Source organism: Corynebacterium gottingense (assembly GCF_002285125.1).
Classification (GTDB): Bacteria; Actinomycetota; Actinomycetes; order Mycobacteriales; family Mycobacteriaceae; genus Corynebacterium; species Corynebacterium gottingense.
This window is the reverse complement of the sequence record NZ_NSGN01000003.1, coordinates 111,379-124,812: the sequence shown is the minus strand read 5'-3', so window position 1 is coordinate 124,812 and position 13,434 is coordinate 111,379. Positions and strand designations below refer to the sequence as shown.

16 protein-coding genes, 1 pseudogene and 1 riboswitch are annotated in these 13,434 nt (G+C 68.4%); of the genes and pseudogenes, 6 read left to right on the top strand and 11 right to left on the bottom strand.

Annotation, left to right across the window (positions count from 1 at the left end; all coding sequences use genetic code 11):
* Position 1 precedes the first annotated feature (1 nt).
* On the top strand, positions 2-466 hold the full coding sequence (locus CKJ82_RS04175; RefSeq protein WP_095537150.1) for a hypothetical protein: 465 nt from the start codon (positions 2-4) through the stop codon (positions 464-466).
* Here the strand turns inward: CKJ82_RS04175 and budA are convergent.
* Positions 463-1,215 carry an acetolactate decarboxylase gene (gene budA, locus CKJ82_RS04170; RefSeq protein WP_095537149.1) on the bottom strand — a complete coding sequence of 251 codons (753 nt, stop codon included), beginning with the start codon at positions 1,213-1,215 and terminating at the stop codon, positions 463-465. The genes CKJ82_RS04175 and budA overlap by 4 nt on opposite strands.
* Before the next feature lie 41 nt (positions 1,216-1,256).
* On the opposite strand from budA, the gene CKJ82_RS04165 reads away from it, so the two are divergent.
* From CKJ82_RS04165 to CKJ82_RS04150, 4 genes are all read left to right on the top strand, one after another.
* Positions 1,257-2,417: a 5-(carboxyamino)imidazole ribonucleotide synthase gene (locus tag CKJ82_RS04165; RefSeq protein WP_095537148.1), complete on the top strand. Its 1,161-nt coding sequence runs from the start codon at positions 1,257-1,259 to the stop codon at positions 2,415-2,417.
* A gap of 40 nt (positions 2,418-2,457) precedes the next feature.
* Complete coding sequence (purE, locus tag CKJ82_RS04160; protein ID WP_095537147.1) at positions 2,458-2,967, top strand: 5-(carboxyamino)imidazole ribonucleotide mutase; 510 nt, start codon at positions 2,458-2,460, stop codon at positions 2,965-2,967.
* Complete coding sequence (locus tag CKJ82_RS04155; protein WP_276291586.1) at positions 2,960-3,451, top strand: YdcF family protein; 492 nt, start codon at positions 2,960-2,962, stop codon at positions 3,449-3,451. Before purE ends, CKJ82_RS04155 begins: the two co-directional genes overlap by 8 nt.
* Before the next feature lie 108 nt (positions 3,452-3,559).
* Entirely contained in the window at positions 3,560-4,186 is a 627-nt protein-coding gene (locus CKJ82_RS04150; RefSeq protein WP_165765374.1) for a DUF305 domain-containing protein, read from the top strand.
* A gap of 17 nt (positions 4,187-4,203) precedes the next feature.
* Here the strand turns inward: CKJ82_RS04150 and CKJ82_RS04145 are convergent, their stop codons facing one another.
* From CKJ82_RS04145 to CKJ82_RS04115, 7 genes and pseudogenes are all read right to left on the bottom strand, one after another.
* Positions 4,204-5,310 (bottom strand): ThiF family adenylyltransferase, encoded by a 1,107-nt coding sequence (locus CKJ82_RS04145; RefSeq protein ID WP_095537145.1) that lies wholly within the window; start codon positions 5,308-5,310, stop codon positions 4,204-4,206.
* Positions 5,307-6,101: a thiazole synthase gene (locus CKJ82_RS04140; RefSeq protein ID WP_095537144.1), complete on the bottom strand. Its 795-nt coding sequence runs from the start codon at positions 6,099-6,101 to the stop codon at positions 5,307-5,309. Before CKJ82_RS04140 ends, CKJ82_RS04145 begins: the two co-directional genes overlap by 4 nt.
* Before the next feature lie 2 nt (positions 6,102-6,103).
* Positions 6,104-6,301: a sulfur carrier protein ThiS gene (gene thiS / locus CKJ82_RS04135; RefSeq protein ID WP_095278743.1), complete on the bottom strand. Its 198-nt coding sequence runs from the start codon at positions 6,299-6,301 to the stop codon at positions 6,104-6,106.
* A gap of 9 nt (positions 6,302-6,310) precedes the next feature.
* Positions 6,311-7,426, bottom strand: coding sequence for a glycine oxidase ThiO (gene thiO, locus CKJ82_RS04130; RefSeq protein WP_095537143.1), 1,116 nt, complete (start codon positions 7,424-7,426; stop codon positions 6,311-6,313).
* Complete coding sequence (locus tag CKJ82_RS04125) at positions 7,423-8,088, bottom strand: thiamine phosphate synthase (protein WP_095537142.1); 666 nt, start codon at positions 8,086-8,088, stop codon at positions 7,423-7,425. Before CKJ82_RS04125 ends, thiO begins: the two co-directional genes overlap by 4 nt.
* Positions 8,081-9,577, bottom strand: a pseudogene (locus tag CKJ82_RS04120) (bifunctional hydroxymethylpyrimidine kinase/phosphomethylpyrimidine kinase); the annotation flags it as partial. The gene CKJ82_RS04125 and the pseudogene CKJ82_RS04120, both read right to left, overlap by 8 nt.
* 5 nt (positions 9,578-9,582) lie before the next feature.
* A riboswitch (TPP riboswitch) is annotated at positions 9,583-9,679 on the bottom strand.
* 26 nt (positions 9,680-9,705) lie between these two features.
* Positions 9,706-10,098 carry a hypothetical protein gene (locus tag CKJ82_RS04115; protein WP_095537140.1) on the bottom strand — a complete coding sequence of 131 codons (393 nt, stop codon included), beginning with the start codon at positions 10,096-10,098 and terminating at the stop codon, positions 9,706-9,708.
* 158 nt (positions 10,099-10,256) lie between these two features.
* Between CKJ82_RS04115 and CKJ82_RS04110 the strand changes: the two genes are divergently transcribed.
* Positions 10,257-11,345 carry an HNH endonuclease signature motif containing protein gene (locus CKJ82_RS04110; RefSeq protein ID WP_133064008.1) on the top strand — a complete coding sequence of 363 codons (1,089 nt, stop codon included), beginning with the start codon at positions 10,257-10,259 and terminating at the stop codon, positions 11,343-11,345.
* Positions 11,346-11,363: 18 nt separating this feature from the next.
* Here CKJ82_RS04110 and CKJ82_RS04105 read toward each other — a convergent pair whose 3' ends face one another.
* The 3 genes from CKJ82_RS04105 to CKJ82_RS04095 are packed head-to-tail and all read right to left on the bottom strand — an operon-like array spanning position 11,364 to position 13,391.
* On the bottom strand, positions 11,364-11,588 hold the full coding sequence (locus CKJ82_RS04105; RefSeq protein ID WP_095537138.1) for a hypothetical protein: 225 nt from the start codon (positions 11,586-11,588) through the stop codon (positions 11,364-11,366).
* 1 nt (position 11,589) lies between these two features.
* Entirely contained in the window at positions 11,590-12,411 is an 822-nt protein-coding gene (locus tag CKJ82_RS04100) for a carbohydrate ABC transporter permease (protein ID WP_095537137.1), read from the bottom strand.
* The gene (locus tag CKJ82_RS04095) at positions 12,408-13,391 is read right to left on the bottom strand and encodes a carbohydrate ABC transporter permease (RefSeq protein ID WP_095537136.1); all 984 of its coding nucleotides are present in this window, start codon (positions 13,389-13,391) and stop codon (positions 12,408-12,410) included. The genes CKJ82_RS04100 and CKJ82_RS04095 overlap by 4 nt, the downstream gene beginning before the upstream one ends.
* Between the last annotated feature and the right edge of the window lie 43 nt (positions 13,392-13,434).

The window sequence follows — 13,434 nt, the reverse complement described above, 5'->3', positions numbered from 1 at the left end:
CATGTCAAGAAAGGTGCGGTTTCAGACGAGCAAAGACGAGCAGGTGCTTGTCGACGTCTGCGCCCCCCTTTCCACCCTCACCTTCCCCCTGATGGAACTCATCGTGATTACAGGCGTGGCCTGGATCGCGATCGGTTGGATGGACGTAACAACCAACGTAGACCCGGCGCTGCGCAACCTGGTCGTCCTCGCGTGGGCGCTGTTGGCGCTGTGGCGCTTCGTTGCGCCGCTGGTGAGTTCCCGTCGGCGCCGCTTCATCCTCACGGACCGCCGCATCCTCGCGCGCGGGCGGCGTGGCGCGGTCGACTCCATCCCTCTGGAACAGATCCACTCCGCCCGCCGCGTCAAGGGTTCGATCTCGGTGGCGGTCTATGGCTACGACCGCCCGCTTGTTTTCGAGCAGGTGGGCAAGGCGCGCGCCGTCGACAAGGCGCTGCAGAAAGCGCTCAACGGCGAGCTGCGCTAGCCGTTGATCTGCGCGCCCTTGATCTCGGTGTCGTGCAGCTGGCTGTCCAAATCTTCCGGCGTGAGGTCGCTTTGCTGGAACTCGGCTGTAACGGGCAGGTGGAGGTCCATGTCGGTGCCGGGGCACAGCTCGATGCGGGCCTCGCGCACGGTGTAGTCGAGGACATGTCCGCCGGAGGTGCGCTCGTCGTCGATGAAGTGGACGTGGCAGCCCGGCACGCTGATGCCCTTGGCGTAGGCGGGGGTGCGGAAGCCGCCGATGATGCCGGTGACGTTTTCGAAGTGGTGCTCGGCGTCGTCGTTAATTGCTTCGGTCATGGGGCGGTAGGGCTTTTCCTGCTTGCTCACGGTGCGGGTGACCACCTTGTCGAAGGTGCCGGTGATGCGCACGGCGTAGAAGAAGTTGCGGCTGGGCTCGAGCGAGTCGACGAACGCAGACAGTTCGCCGCGGCGCATGCCCTGTGGCGCGTCGACGGTGATGCGCGGCACGAAGTTCGTCACCACCGTAAACGGCGTGCGCTGGTCGAGGTCGGCGATGCGGGCTTTGCCGTCGCTGGTGAGCTGGTAGCAGACCCCGTCGAGGATAATCATCTCGCCGTCGAGCGCATCGAAGGTGCCGAGGCCGAAGTTGCCTTTAGACAGGATGTCGCTGATGGTCAGCTCGCCGTCGTAAATACCGTCGAGGAGTGCGGTCATGAGCGAGTTCTGGAAGATGGTGTGGCGGGAAAGCGCCTGATAATTCGAAGCCATAGCACCAGGGTAAGGTGAAGTGCGTGAAAGACGCACAACAAATGCCAACTGTCGTGGTCGTCGGTGACGGCCAACTCGCCCGCATGATGCACACCGAGGCTATCGAGCTTGGTCTGCACACTCGCCTGCTCGCGGGGAGTGAAGACTCGTCGGCCGCGCAGGTCTTCGGCGATGTGCGCATCGGCGATTACACCAACCTGGAGGATCTCCAGGAGGTTGCGCACGGCGCGGCCGCGGTCACCTTCGACCATGAGCATGTGCCCAACGAGCATTTGGAGCAGCTTATCGACGCCAACGTGGTCGTCGAACCCCGCCCCGAAGCCCTCATCTACGCCCAGGACAAGCTGGAGCAGCGCCGCGAGCTGGAATCGCTCGGCGTGCCGGTGCCGGACTACGCGCCGATCGACTCGGTGGAGGCCGCTACGTCGTTCTGGCAGCGCCACGAGCACCGCGTATGCCTGAAGACTACCCGCGGCGGCTACGACGGCAAGGGCGTGTGGTTTCCTGACTCGCTCGATGAATTCGTGGAGCTGGTGGGCGACATGCTGGGCCAAGACATCGTGCTGTACGCCGAGGAGAAGGTCGACTTTGTCCGCGAGCTGTCCGCCATGGTGGCGCGTACGCGCTCCGGTGAGATGCGCGTGTGGCCGGTGGTGGAGTCGCGCCAGACAGACGGCATCTGCCACGTCGCGATCGCCCCGGCCCCGGACTTGTCGACGCAGCTGGCGCGCGAGTGCCAGAACCTGGCCAAGCTCATCGCCCGCAAGCTCGACGTCACCGGTGTGATGGCGGTGGAGCTGTTCGAGTACGAGACGGAGACCGGCACCGCCGTGTCCGTCAACGAGCTGGCCATGCGTCCCCACAACACGGGCCACTGGACGCAGGACGGCTGCCTGACCTCCCAGTTTGAGCAACATATGCGCGCCGTGCTCGACTTCCCGCTCGGCGAGACCGAAACGGTCGCCCCCGTCACCGTCATGGTCAACGTGCTCGGCGGCGAGGAGGACCCGGAGATGCCGATGGAGCGCCGCGTCAAGGAGGTCATGCTGCGCTACCCGGAGGCGAAGGTCCACCTCTACGGCAAGGACTGGCGCCCGGGCCGCAAGATCGGGCACGTCAACGTCACCGGCTACGACGTGGTGTCCACGCGCAAGCTCGCCGAGCACGCCGCGCAGTTCCTGGTGACGGCAAGCTGGACGTAGGCTGGCGTCGAAAAGCGCTGCAACAAGAAAGGTTGAACCGATGACCGCACAGCAACCCCTCGTTGGCCTGATCATGGGCTCCGATTCCGACTGGGACACCGTCCAACCCGCCGCCGAGGTGCTCGCCGAATTTGGCGTGCCCTTCGAAGTCGGCGTGGTGTCCGCGCACCGAACGCCCGACAAGATGCTCGCGTACGCGAAGTCGGCGCACGAGCGGGGCCTGCGCGCGATTATCGCCTGCGCTGGCGGCGCCGCTCACCTGCCCGGCATGGTTGCGGCCGCGACCCCGCTGCCGGTCATTGGTATCCCGCGCGCGCTGGACACGCTCGACGGCATGGATTCGCTGCTGTCCATCGTGCAGATGCCGGCGGGCGTGCCGGTGGCCACCGTCTCTATCGGCGGGGCGAAGAACGCCGGCCTGCTCGCCGCGCGCATCCTCGGCGCGGCCGACGCCGAGCTGCAGGCGAAGATGGTGCGCTACCAGGAGGACATGGCCGCCGCCGTGGAGAAGAAGGACGAGGCGCTGCGCAGCCGGTTGCTGGGTGAATAGCAGCCCCATCGTGGTGCTCGGGGCGCGCATTGTCGACGGTCGCCCCTCCCGCATGCTCCACGCCCGCCTCATCGCCGCGCTCGTTCGCTGGCGTATCGACGCCCGCGCCGGGGTAGAGCGCACCATCGTGGTCACCGGCCGTGGCGAGTCGGGCGTGATGGCGCGCTGGCTCGCCGAGCGAGGCGTGCCCCGCGAACTGATTGTCGAGGAACCTCGCGCGACATCGACGAACGAGAACCTAGAGAACTCCCGCGCGCTCTTCCCGCACGCGTCGCGCCTAATCGTGGTGACCAGCAACTTCCACGTCCGCCGCACGCGCGTGTGGGCCTGGCACCTGGGCATACCGGTGGAGATGGTGCCGGCGCGCACCCCGCGTCGCTCGCGGGCGAAGAACTATGCCCGCGAGGTCGTCGCGCTGCCGCACTCCGCCGCGCGCGTTGCTTGGCGACGCCTCGCGCACACCCTGGGAATCCCGCCTAGATAGGGCGAGCGCTGGCCCCCTTCGGCGTGGTGTGAACGCTCTGCGATACCCTTAGGGGGTATACCCATCCTGGGTATGGCGCAGATACTTCGGTCTGAGGAGGGCCCTTTCATGACACGCACACCACTACGACGACGCATCATCGGCTTGGCTGCCATTGCACTACTGGGGGTCAGTGCAGTCTCATGCGCCGGAGAAAACGCCACCCAGACCGACAAGGACGGTGTCGAGGTGACATCCGGGGCCAACCAACCCGCAGAAGTCAACGGGGTGGACCTGCACTTTCTCGGGATGATGACACCGCACCACCAGCAAGCCGTGGACATGAGCGACATCATCCTGGCCGCGGACGGCACCAGCGAAGCCACAGCGGACTTAGCTGAACGGATTAAAGTCGGGCAAGAGGAAGAGATCGACACCATGGTCGACTGGGCCGAGCAATGGGACCAAGGCGACCTGATGGCACAGCACGCCCCGCACGTCGCCAACGGCATGCTGATGCCAGAGCAGATGGAGCAGCTGGAAAAACTTGATGGCGAGGACGCAGACACCCTGTTCCTCCAGCTGATGCACTCCCACCACGAGGGTGCCGTTGCCATGACCCAAGACCAGATCGACAACGGCGGCTACCAGCCCCTCGTGGACCTGGCCCAGCAAATGCTCGACGTCCAAACCGCCGAGATGGACGAGATGGAACAGCTCCTCGAGGCCCGAGGCGAAAGCACTCTGACTGAGTAACCTGCACGGCGCGGCGGCTAGAGCCCGCCTGGCAGGCTGCGCAGCGTGACTCCGCGCTCCGCGGCGGCCTTGCCGAAGCGCTCCACAAAGTCCGCGGACCGCTTCCCGGAGGCGCAGTACACCACGACGTCGCCCGCACCGCGCAGCTCGTCGAGCAGCGCGATCGCCGCGTCCGGGTCCTCGCGCCACGCGGACGTGGGCAGGTGCGCGGATTCCTGCGGCAGGTCCTTGATCGCCTTCTCGCCGAGTTCGCGCACGTCGAGCGCGGTCGCTTCGCCGTCCGCGATCTGCGCGAGTAGCCGCGCTTTCTCGCCGTCGCCGTGCTGTGGCACCGCGCACGAGGCGGCCGGCGCGGCGTGGGCGTCCAGGCTCGTCACCAGCTCGCGCTCCGGGTCGGCCGCGACCTGGAAGCGCTTGAGCGTGCCGGCGAGCGCCTCGTAGACGGTGAGCACGCCGATCTCCGCCTCGTCCATCCCGGCGAGGAGCTTCACCGCCTCGGTGGCCATGAGCCCGCCGACGACGGACGTAGTCACGCCGAGCACGCCCGCGGTGGCGCAGTCCGGGGTGTCCTCGGGCGCGGGGTGGGTGGGGTAGAGGTCGCGCAGGCTCACGCCACGCGAGCCCGGGCCGGAGTGCCAGACCGCGACCTCGCCGTGGAAGCGCAGCACCGAGCCCCACACCAGCGGGGTGCCGGTGAGTTCGGCGGCGTCGGCTGCGAGGAACTTCGTGGTGAACGTGTCGGACCCGTCGATGACCAGGTCCGCGTCGCGAAAGTATTCGGCGGCGTTGGACGCGTCGAGTCGTTCGTTCCGGGCGTTGATGCGCACGTCATCGCGGTGCCTGCGCAGCTGCTCGGCCGCCACTTCGACTTTGGGCCGGCCGACATCGGCGGCGCTAAACAGGATTTGGCGGTGGATGTTGGTGTCGTCCACGACGTCGTCGTCGATGACCGTGATCGTGCCGACGCCCGTCGCCACCAGCGACTGCATCACCGGACACCCGAGCCCGCCCGCGCCGATGACCAGCACCTGCGCGTCGTTGAGCGCCTCCTGGCCCGCCAGCCCGAAGCCCGGAAGCAGCGTCTGGCGCGCGGTGCGCCGTAGCTCAGCGTGGGGGAGGCTCATAGCACCTGGTCCTCCCAGCTCGCCAGGCCTTCAAAGCTTGACGACGCCAACGCCCCCTCCGCATGTGTCCGCCGCGGAATCCGGCCCGCGCCGCGGGCCAGGCGGCCCGCCTCCACCGCGTGGCGCATCGCGCTCGCCATTGCGACGGGGTCCTGGCAGCGGTTCACGGCGCTGGCCAGCAGCACCCCGTCGCAGCCGAGTTCCATGGCGAGGGCGGCGTCGGAGGCGGTGCCCACGCCGGCGTCGAGAAGCACTGGCACCTCGGCGCGCGAGCAGATCAGCTCGATGTTGTGCGGGTTGAGGATGCCAAGGCCGGTGCCGATCGGGGAGCCCAGCGGCATGACCGCGTGGACGCCGACCTGCTCCAGGCGCGCCGCCACCACCGGGTCGTCGGAGGTGTACGCGAGCACGGTGAAGCCGTCGGCGACGAGGAGTTCGCAGGCGTCGACGAGCTCGACCACATCCGGCAGGAGCGTGTGATCGTCGGCGATGACCTCCACCTTCACCCAGTTCGTTCCGAGCGCCTCGCGCGCCAGCTGCGCGGTGAGCACCGCGTCGCGCGCCGTGCGGCAGCCCGCAGTATTCGGCAGCGGGTCGATCCCCAGGCGGGTGAGCATATCGAAGACGCTCTCGCCGCCGCCGTCCGCGCGCGCCGCGTGCCGACGCATCGCCACCGTAGTCAACTGCGTCCCACTGGCCACGAGCGCGTCCTCCAGCAGCTGCTGGCTCGTCGCCCCGCCCGTGCCCATAATCAGGTGCGAGTCGAATTCCTTCTCCGCGATCTGCAGCACGGTTAGCCTCCTTGGACGGCGGTGAGGATGTCGGCCACGTCGGCGTCGTTAAGCATGAGGCCCCACTGGCTCGCGGGCACCACCTTGCCGTTGACGGCCACGGCGACCCCCTCAGTGCGGCCCACCACCTCGTCGACGAGCTGCGCGACGGTGGGCGCGGCGTCGAAGGTGCGGGGTTGATCGTTGACAGTAATGCGCATGATGCTCCTTTACTCGTGGCGGGCGGGGTCGCACGCGGCGATGTCCACCGCCGTGGTGCGCCGAAGCCCAAGGTCAGCGCCGACGCGCGCGCCGAGCGCCGCCAGCAGAATGCCGTGCCGGAAATAGCCGGTGGAAACGACGAGGTTCTCGCCGCGCAGCCCCAGGTAGGGCAGGTCGTCGGGGGTGCCGGGGCGGTTGCCCACGAGCGCCTCGATGAGTTCGCAGTCCTCGAGCCCGGGCACGATGCGGATCGCGTCGCGCAGCAGCGTGTACACCCCGTCGACGGCTGGCCGCTCGCGCGCGTCCTCGCGGCTGGTCGCGCCCACGGCGATCGTGCCGTCGGTGCGCGGAATGATGTAGACCGGCCGATCCTCCACAAACGCGCGGATCACGCGGCCCACCGGCGCGTTGGCGGCCCCGAGCCGCAGCATGTCGCCGCGCACCGGCCGCAGGTTCAGCGGCAGGCCCAGCGCGCGCGCCCCAAGCCCGTTGCACACATAGGTCGTCGCGCCGAGCACGTTTCGCTTCTCGACGCCCACCTCAACCCCCACACACGCCGACCCCTCCCACAACAGCGCGCCCGCCTTCTCGCGGACAAGCCGGACGCCCTTGTGTTCCAGCACGCGCAGCAGGGCAGCGGCGAACATCCGCGGGTTGACCTGGTGGTCGCCGGGGATCTCCACCACGCCCGCGAGCTGCGGACTCAAGCCCGGCTCCTGCGAGCGGGCCTGGCGCAGCGTGAGCCGGTCGACGTCCATGCCGTGGGCGTGCTGGTGGTCGGTGAGCTCGCGCAGGTGGGTCGCGTCGGCGCGGTCGGCGGCGACGACGAAGGTCGACTCGGTGCGGTACCCCACGTCGGTGGCGGGTGCGGCGGCCACGAGGTCCGCGACCAGCGACGGGTACAACTCCGCCGACTGCAGCATGAGCGGGTAGAGCGGCTCCTGGCGGTACTGCACCTCGGCGGCCGGGGCGAGCATGCCGCCAGCAACGTTGGTCGCGCCGCTGGCGGGCGCCGGGTCCACGAGCGCGATGCGTTGCGGGTCCACCCCGCGTCGCACGAGCTCGAACGCGGTGGTCAGGCCGATGATGCCGGCGCCGACAATGACGTGCTCGTAGGTGCTCACAGCGCGCCGCCCGCAGCCACGCGGTCGAAGTCCTTGACGATGCTCGCCGCCATCGCCCGCGGGTCCTCGGCGCGCATGAAGCCGCGCACGATGGCTACACCCGCCACCCCTCGAGCGGCGAGGTCGGCGGCGTCGGAGGCGTGGACGTCGCCGATCGCCACCACCGGCAGCCGCGACGCCTCCACGAGCGCCGGGTAGCCGTCCAGCCCGATCGGGGCGCGGCCCGAGTCCTTCGTGGGCGTGGGGCGGAACGGGCCCGCGCCGATGTAGTCGATCACGCCGGCGTACTCGTTGGCCTCCTGCACCAGGTCGAGGGTCCCGGTGGTCAGCCCGATGATGGCGTCGGGGCCCAGCAGCGCGCGGGCGTCGCGCGGGTCCATGTCGTCCTGGCCGATGTGTGCGCCGTGGATGTGGTGGGTGGGCATGAGGCGGGCGGCGAGGTGGACGTTGTCGTCGATAAGCACGCGCGTGGCGGGGTTGGCTTTAGCGACGGCGTCGGCGACCGCGCAGGCCAGCGACTCGAGCGCGGACTCTTCGATCGGCTTGCTGCGGACCTGGATGACGCCCGCGCCGCCAGCAGCAGCCGCCGCTGCGATACGCGGGACCTCCTCGGCGGGCTGCCCGGTGACGAAGTAGCAGCGCAGGTCGAGCGGCCTAGACATCGCGGATCACCCACGCGCGGTCCGCCTGGTCGAAGAAGTCGAGCTCGTAGCGCGAGGCGACGGCGCAGGCGCGCACCGCGGCGTCGAGCGAGTCCGGGTCGTCGGCGAGCGTGCGCTCGCAGCGGTCGATCGCGCCGCGCACCGACGCCAGGAACTCGTCGCCGGCATATGTGGCCAGCCAGTCGCGGTAGGGGTGCGCGTCGTGGTTGCGCTTGGCCAGGCGCGCGCCGACCTCGTAGTACAGCCAGTAGCAGGGCAGCACCGCGGCCTGGCCGATCGCCGCGGGTTCGCCGAGCGTGGAGGCCAGCAGGAAGTCGGTGTAGGCGCGCGTGATCGGCGACGGCAGCGTCTCGCGGTCCAGGTCAGCGAGCCACGTGCGCTGCATCTCCTGCTCGTCGGCGATCGCCTCGTTCGCGTCCTCGGCCCACGCGCCGCCGAGCGCGTGCAGGGAGCGCGCGTACCTCACCAGGTAGTACGCGTCCTGCTCGAGGTAGAAGAGGAAGTCCTCGCGGCGCAGGGTGCCGTCGCCGAGCGCGCGGATGAACGGCAGCTCCATGATGGCGGTGAGGTACGGCGCCGAGGCGTCCCACAGTGCCTGGGTGTTGGGGCCGGCCGGGGCGGCGAGGGGAAGGGTTGGTGGGGCGTCGATAAGCAAAAAGTGCTCGGGGCGCGTATCGGCCGCGCGCTGCATGCGACGGTTCATATGCCCATGATCGACGGGGCCGTGCCCGCGCCCAACGGCGAGTGCATCAGCGTGCGCGATCGCCTCGTGCAGCCAGCGCGACGCCCACTCCGTCGCCGCGGGCGTGTCAAAGCCGGCGCCCAGCCGCGTGGCCAGCGCCGAAGAGAACGAACAGCCGGTGCCGTGCGTATTCTTCGTGTCCACGCGCTGCACGGGCACGCGGTGCACACCATCGGCGGTGACCACGGCGTTATCCGCGTGCGCGCCGCCCAGGTGGCCGCCCTTGACAATGACGGTCGTGCCCAGCTCGCGCGCCAGCCCCTGCGCCTGCGCGATCGCGGCGTCGAAGTCGGCGGCGGGCTCCGCGCCGGCAAGCACCGCGAGCTCGGGCAGGTTCGGGGTAATCACGTCGGCGAGCCGCGCCAGCTCGCGCAGGGCCGCTTCAGCCTCGCGCGTGAGGAGCCTATCGCTTGACGACGCCACCATCACCGGATCCAACACCACCCTGCACGTTTGCGCGTGCTCGGTGAGGAAGTCGCGGACCACGTCGATGATCTCGGTGGTGCCGAGCATGCCGATCTTGATGGCGTCGATCTCCACGTCGTCCGCGACGGAGCGCAGCTGTGAGCGCAGGAACTCGACCGGCGGGGCGAAGATCTCCTGCACGCCGGTCGTGTTCTGCGCGACCAGCGAGGTCACGACGCTATACGAGTACCCGCCGGCGGCCTGGATCGACTTGATGTCGGCCTGGACTCCGGCGCCGCCGGTCGGATCGGTGCCGGCGATGGTGAGGATGCGGGGCAGTGCGGGCGCAGCGTGCATGGGGACAATCCCTTCGCTAGTTCGAGCTAGTGCAGGTTCGACGGGTCTGATCTCAGCCCCTCGCTCGGGGCACCCCGTGTCACACTGGCGACGCTAGCACAGCCCCCGCGCCGCTAGAACGGCAGGTTGAACGTGGGCAGCTCGATGCCCAGGACCGGCGCGGCGAAGTACAGCCAGCCGGCGGCCAGCGCAGCGACGAGCGCGACGAGACCGAGCAGCATCGCGGCGACGTCGAGCTCCTTGCCCACGGTGACGTTGGTGTCCTGGGTTTCCTCCTCGGCCGGCTGCGCTTGCTGCGCTTGCTCGCCGGAATCGGCGGTGCCGTCGGCGGCGACGTCGACGTTGACGACGACCTCGTCGCCCTCGCCCTGCTCCACGCTCACCGGCTCGCCGTTGACGGTCACGCTCATCTCGCCGGCGCCCTCCTGTGCGAGGGCCGGCTGCGCGGCGGCGATCATGGCGGTGGAAGTTGCTGCGGCGATAAACGCCCTGGTTGCTCGTTTCATAGCATCAGTTGTAGCACTTTCCTGTGCGCGCGCTGCCTTGAAACCCCGAAACCTTATTAGACGTTGAAAACACCCCGCCGGTTCCCTGGTTGGCCGAAAGTGGAATCCTTCTCACAAACCATTGAACCCGCAGGTCAGGGAAGTTTATGCTGTGTGGCATGACGCTTCTCGACGACCTGATCACCCTCGACAACCGCGGTATCGACATTGTTGCCGCGGCCGCGTCGTCAAGCGCCGAGACCTTGATCTCCCGCGGCATGGACCCCGACCGCGCCGCCCAACTGACCACCGCCGCCGAGGTCTTCTTCGCCCCGGTACGCAACCGCCGGGCGCAGACCGCCTGCGTCGACGCCGCACGCAGCCGCGGCCACCGGATCGACACCCTCGCTTTTATCGCCCGCTCGTCGCGCAGCCTGACCAAGGATGCGGATCGCTGGAAGTACCGCCGCGCCCTGTGCGAGACCGACGGCGATTTGCGCACCATCATGCGTGCTGCGAAGAAACTGAAAAAGCAACTCGCCCCACCTCCACCGCGGGCACCGAAAGCAAGCATTACCTACCACGACAAGGGCCTGTCCACCCTGCACGTGACGGGGCGTACCAGCGACGTGCTCGCCGCCTACCACGCGGCACGCCTTGACCCGGCAGCCTGGCTGACCGGTGATGCCACCGCCCGTGCTGCCGCACCTGCGATCACCACGGTGCTCAACATGGACATCGGCGAGTTCGCCACCTGGCGCACCCACCCCGACAACACCGCCGAGATCCAGGTGCAGCTGACCAACGGCGAGTGGCTTGACGGTGCCGAGTTGGTCAACCGGAAGCTCAACAAGGCGGGCTATATCGCGCTGATCTCGCCGACTGACGGGCCGGTCAACCTGTATGCCACCACCCTTGCTGGGGATGACCCGGCCAACCCGAGGCGGGCGACTCGGGAGCTGCGGCTGTTGATGAGTGCGGACGGGCCGACGTGCGCCTGGGCGGATTGCCACCAGCCGGCGGATGTCTCCGAGGCGCACCATCTCACCGAGTGGGCCAGCGGGGGTGGGACGGAGATTGGGAACCTGTGTTGGTTGTGTACGTATCATAATCGGCAAAACGGCAGGCCAGGACGCGGCAGGATGCACCGGCACCGCGGGCGCGTCACGTGGCAGAGCCCGAGTGGGTATCGAATACCCGGCGGGGTTGATCACACAGACCCCGACAGACGCGAACAACGCCTCGCCCACACCCCAGCAACCACGTAGCGCCAGTACCCCTGGCGCCTATTGGGGTGTCTGGGTGTCGTCGTCAAGCGCTGAGCTGCGCCACGCCAGCCAGCGGCGAACGAGCCACCACTCGGCGAGCGCGAGCGCGCCGGCGAGCAGGCCGGGCCAGATCGCGGGCTGGTCGCGGAACACGTTGACCAGCCCCTGCACGAGGGCGAGGAGGGCGAAGAAGCCGACGAACCCGACGATCGCCTGCCACCTCAGGTCTGTGCGCTGGTCCATGCTAACCCTTCACGCCGCCGGCGGTCAGGCCTGCGACGATGCGCCGCTGGAAGATGAGCACCATGATGATCAGCGGCACGGTCACCAGCGACCCCGCCGCCATGATCGCCGCGTACGGGTACTCAAACGCGCTCGGCCCAGAGAAGCGTGCGATCGCCACCGTCACCGGCTCCGTCGAGGTGTTGGACAGCTGCCTGGCCAGCATAAACTCGTTCCACGTCGTGATGAACGCGATGATGGCGGTGGTGAAGATCGCGGGCGTGGCTAGCGGCAGCAGCACGAGGCGGAAGGCCTGGCCGCGGGTTGCGCCGTCGACGCGCGCCGCCTCCTCGAGCTCCCAGGGCAGCTGCTGGAAGAACGAGATGAGCGTGTACACGGTCAGCGGCAGCGCGAACGAGATGTTCGGGATGATCATCGCACGGTAGGTGCCGATCCACCCGAGGTCGCCAAACAGCTGGAACAGCGGCGTGACCAGCGCGATCCCCGGGAACATCGACGCGGCGAGGATGATGCCGGTGACGATGCCCTTGCCGGGGAAGTCGAGGCGCGCGAGCGCGTACGCGGTGAACACGCCGACGAGCACGGCAAGCGCGGTGGTGGTTAGCGAGATGAGCAGCGAGTTGCCGATCGCCCCGAGGAAGTCGTTGCCCTTGTCGGTGGCGAGCGCGTCGCGGAAGTTGTCCAGCGTCACGTGCGTCGGCCACGGGGTGGTGTCGAAGGTGTGCGCTTGGTCGCGCAGCGCGGTCACGAGCATCCAGTAGAAGGGAGCGAGCCCCCAGAACATGATGAAGATGACGCCTGCGTAGTGCCAGAACTTTTTCATCGCGTGCCTTTCATGCTTTTCGACGCCTGCCTGCCACCCACATCAGCGCCCAGGAACCGGATCATGACGAATGCGACTGTGAAGATGAGCAGGAAGATGAGCGTGGACAGGGCGGAGGCGCTGTTGAAGTTGCCTTGGCGCATGTCCTCGACCACGAGCTGGGAAATCGTGGCGGTGGGGGAGTTGGAGGACCCGGAGATCATGATCACGGGCAGGTCGTACATGCGCAGCGCGTCGAGCGTGCGGAACAGGATGGCGACCATCAGCGCGGGGCGCACCAGCGGCAGGGTGATGCGGGTGAAGGTTTGGAGGGACGACGCGCCGTCGACACGCGCTGCCTCGTAGACGTCGCGCGGGATCATCTGGAGGCCGGCGAGGATGAGCAGCGCCATGAACGGGGTGGTCTTCCACACGTCGGCGATGATGACGGCGAAGCGCGCGGCCCACGGGTCGGTGGTCCAGGCGATATTGTGGCCGAGCAGCGAGTTGACGATGCCGCTGGGCGCGAACATGAACTGCCACAGCTTCGCTGTCACGGCGGTGGGGATGGCCCACGGGATGAGCACGGCGGCGCGGATGAGGGCGCGGACGCGCGACGGGTGGTTCATCACCAGTGCCATGCCGATGCCCAGCACCGTCTCAAGCGCGACCGTCACGACGGTGAAGAAGAGGGTCACGCTTACCGACGGCCAGAAGTCGGTCGCCAGCACACCTGCCGGACACGCGCCGACCTCGCCGGAGGCGGTCATGCACCGGTTGGTCAGCCAGTACAGGTAGTGCTCGACGCCCGCGAAGCCGCCCTCGGTGAACAGGCCGGTGGCGGGGTCGAGGTGTTTGTCGGACTGGAACGAGAGCCAGATGGCGCGCACGATCGGGTAGCCGATCACGACGGCCAGCACGGCGAGCGCCGGGGCGACGAGCGCGGCGGCCTTGCCGGCGTCGCTGCGGTGCCTTCGCCGTTTGGGGGAAGCGGTTGTCATACACCACACTCCATTTCTTTTGGTGCGTAAACGGGCAAAACGC

Coding starts and splice junctions, on each gene's coding strand:
- budA (WP_095537149.1), bottom strand. CDS start 1,215: ATGGCTTCGAATTATCAGGCGCTTTCCCGCCACACCATCTTCCAGAAC.
- CKJ82_RS04110 (WP_133064008.1), top strand. CDS start 10,257: ATGACGCTTCTCGACGACCTGATCACCCTCGACAACCGCGGTATCGAC.
- CKJ82_RS04175 (WP_095537150.1), top strand. CDS start 2: ATGTCAAGAAAGGTGCGGTTTCAGACGAGCAAAGACGAGCAGGTGCTT.
- purE (WP_095537147.1), top strand. CDS start 2,458: ATGACCGCACAGCAACCCCTCGTTGGCCTGATCATGGGCTCCGATTCC.
- CKJ82_RS04115 (WP_095537140.1), bottom strand. CDS start 10,098: ATGAAACGAGCAACCAGGGCGTTTATCGCCGCAGCAACTTCCACCGCC.
- CKJ82_RS04145 (WP_095537145.1), bottom strand. CDS start 5,310: ATGAGCCTCCCCCACGCTGAGCTACGGCGCACCGCGCGCCAGACGCTG.
- CKJ82_RS04095 (WP_095537136.1), bottom strand. CDS start 13,391: ATGACAACCGCTTCCCCCAAACGGCGAAGGCACCGCAGCGACGCCGGC.
- CKJ82_RS04100 (WP_095537137.1), bottom strand. CDS start 12,411: ATGAAAAAGTTCTGGCACTACGCAGGCGTCATCTTCATCATGTTCTGG.
- CKJ82_RS04105 (WP_095537138.1), bottom strand. CDS start 11,588: ATGGACCAGCGCACAGACCTGAGGTGGCAGGCGATCGTCGGGTTCGTC.
- CKJ82_RS04125 (WP_095537142.1), bottom strand. CDS start 8,088: ATGTCTAGGCCGCTCGACCTGCGCTGCTACTTCGTCACCGGGCAGCCC.
- thiS (WP_095278743.1), bottom strand. CDS start 6,301: ATGCGCATTACTGTCAACGATCAACCCCGCACCTTCGACGCCGCGCCC.
- CKJ82_RS04165 (WP_095537148.1), top strand. CDS start 1,257: ATGCCAACTGTCGTGGTCGTCGGTGACGGCCAACTCGCCCGCATGATG.
- CKJ82_RS04150 (WP_165765374.1), top strand. CDS start 3,560: ATGACACGCACACCACTACGACGACGCATCATCGGCTTGGCTGCCATT.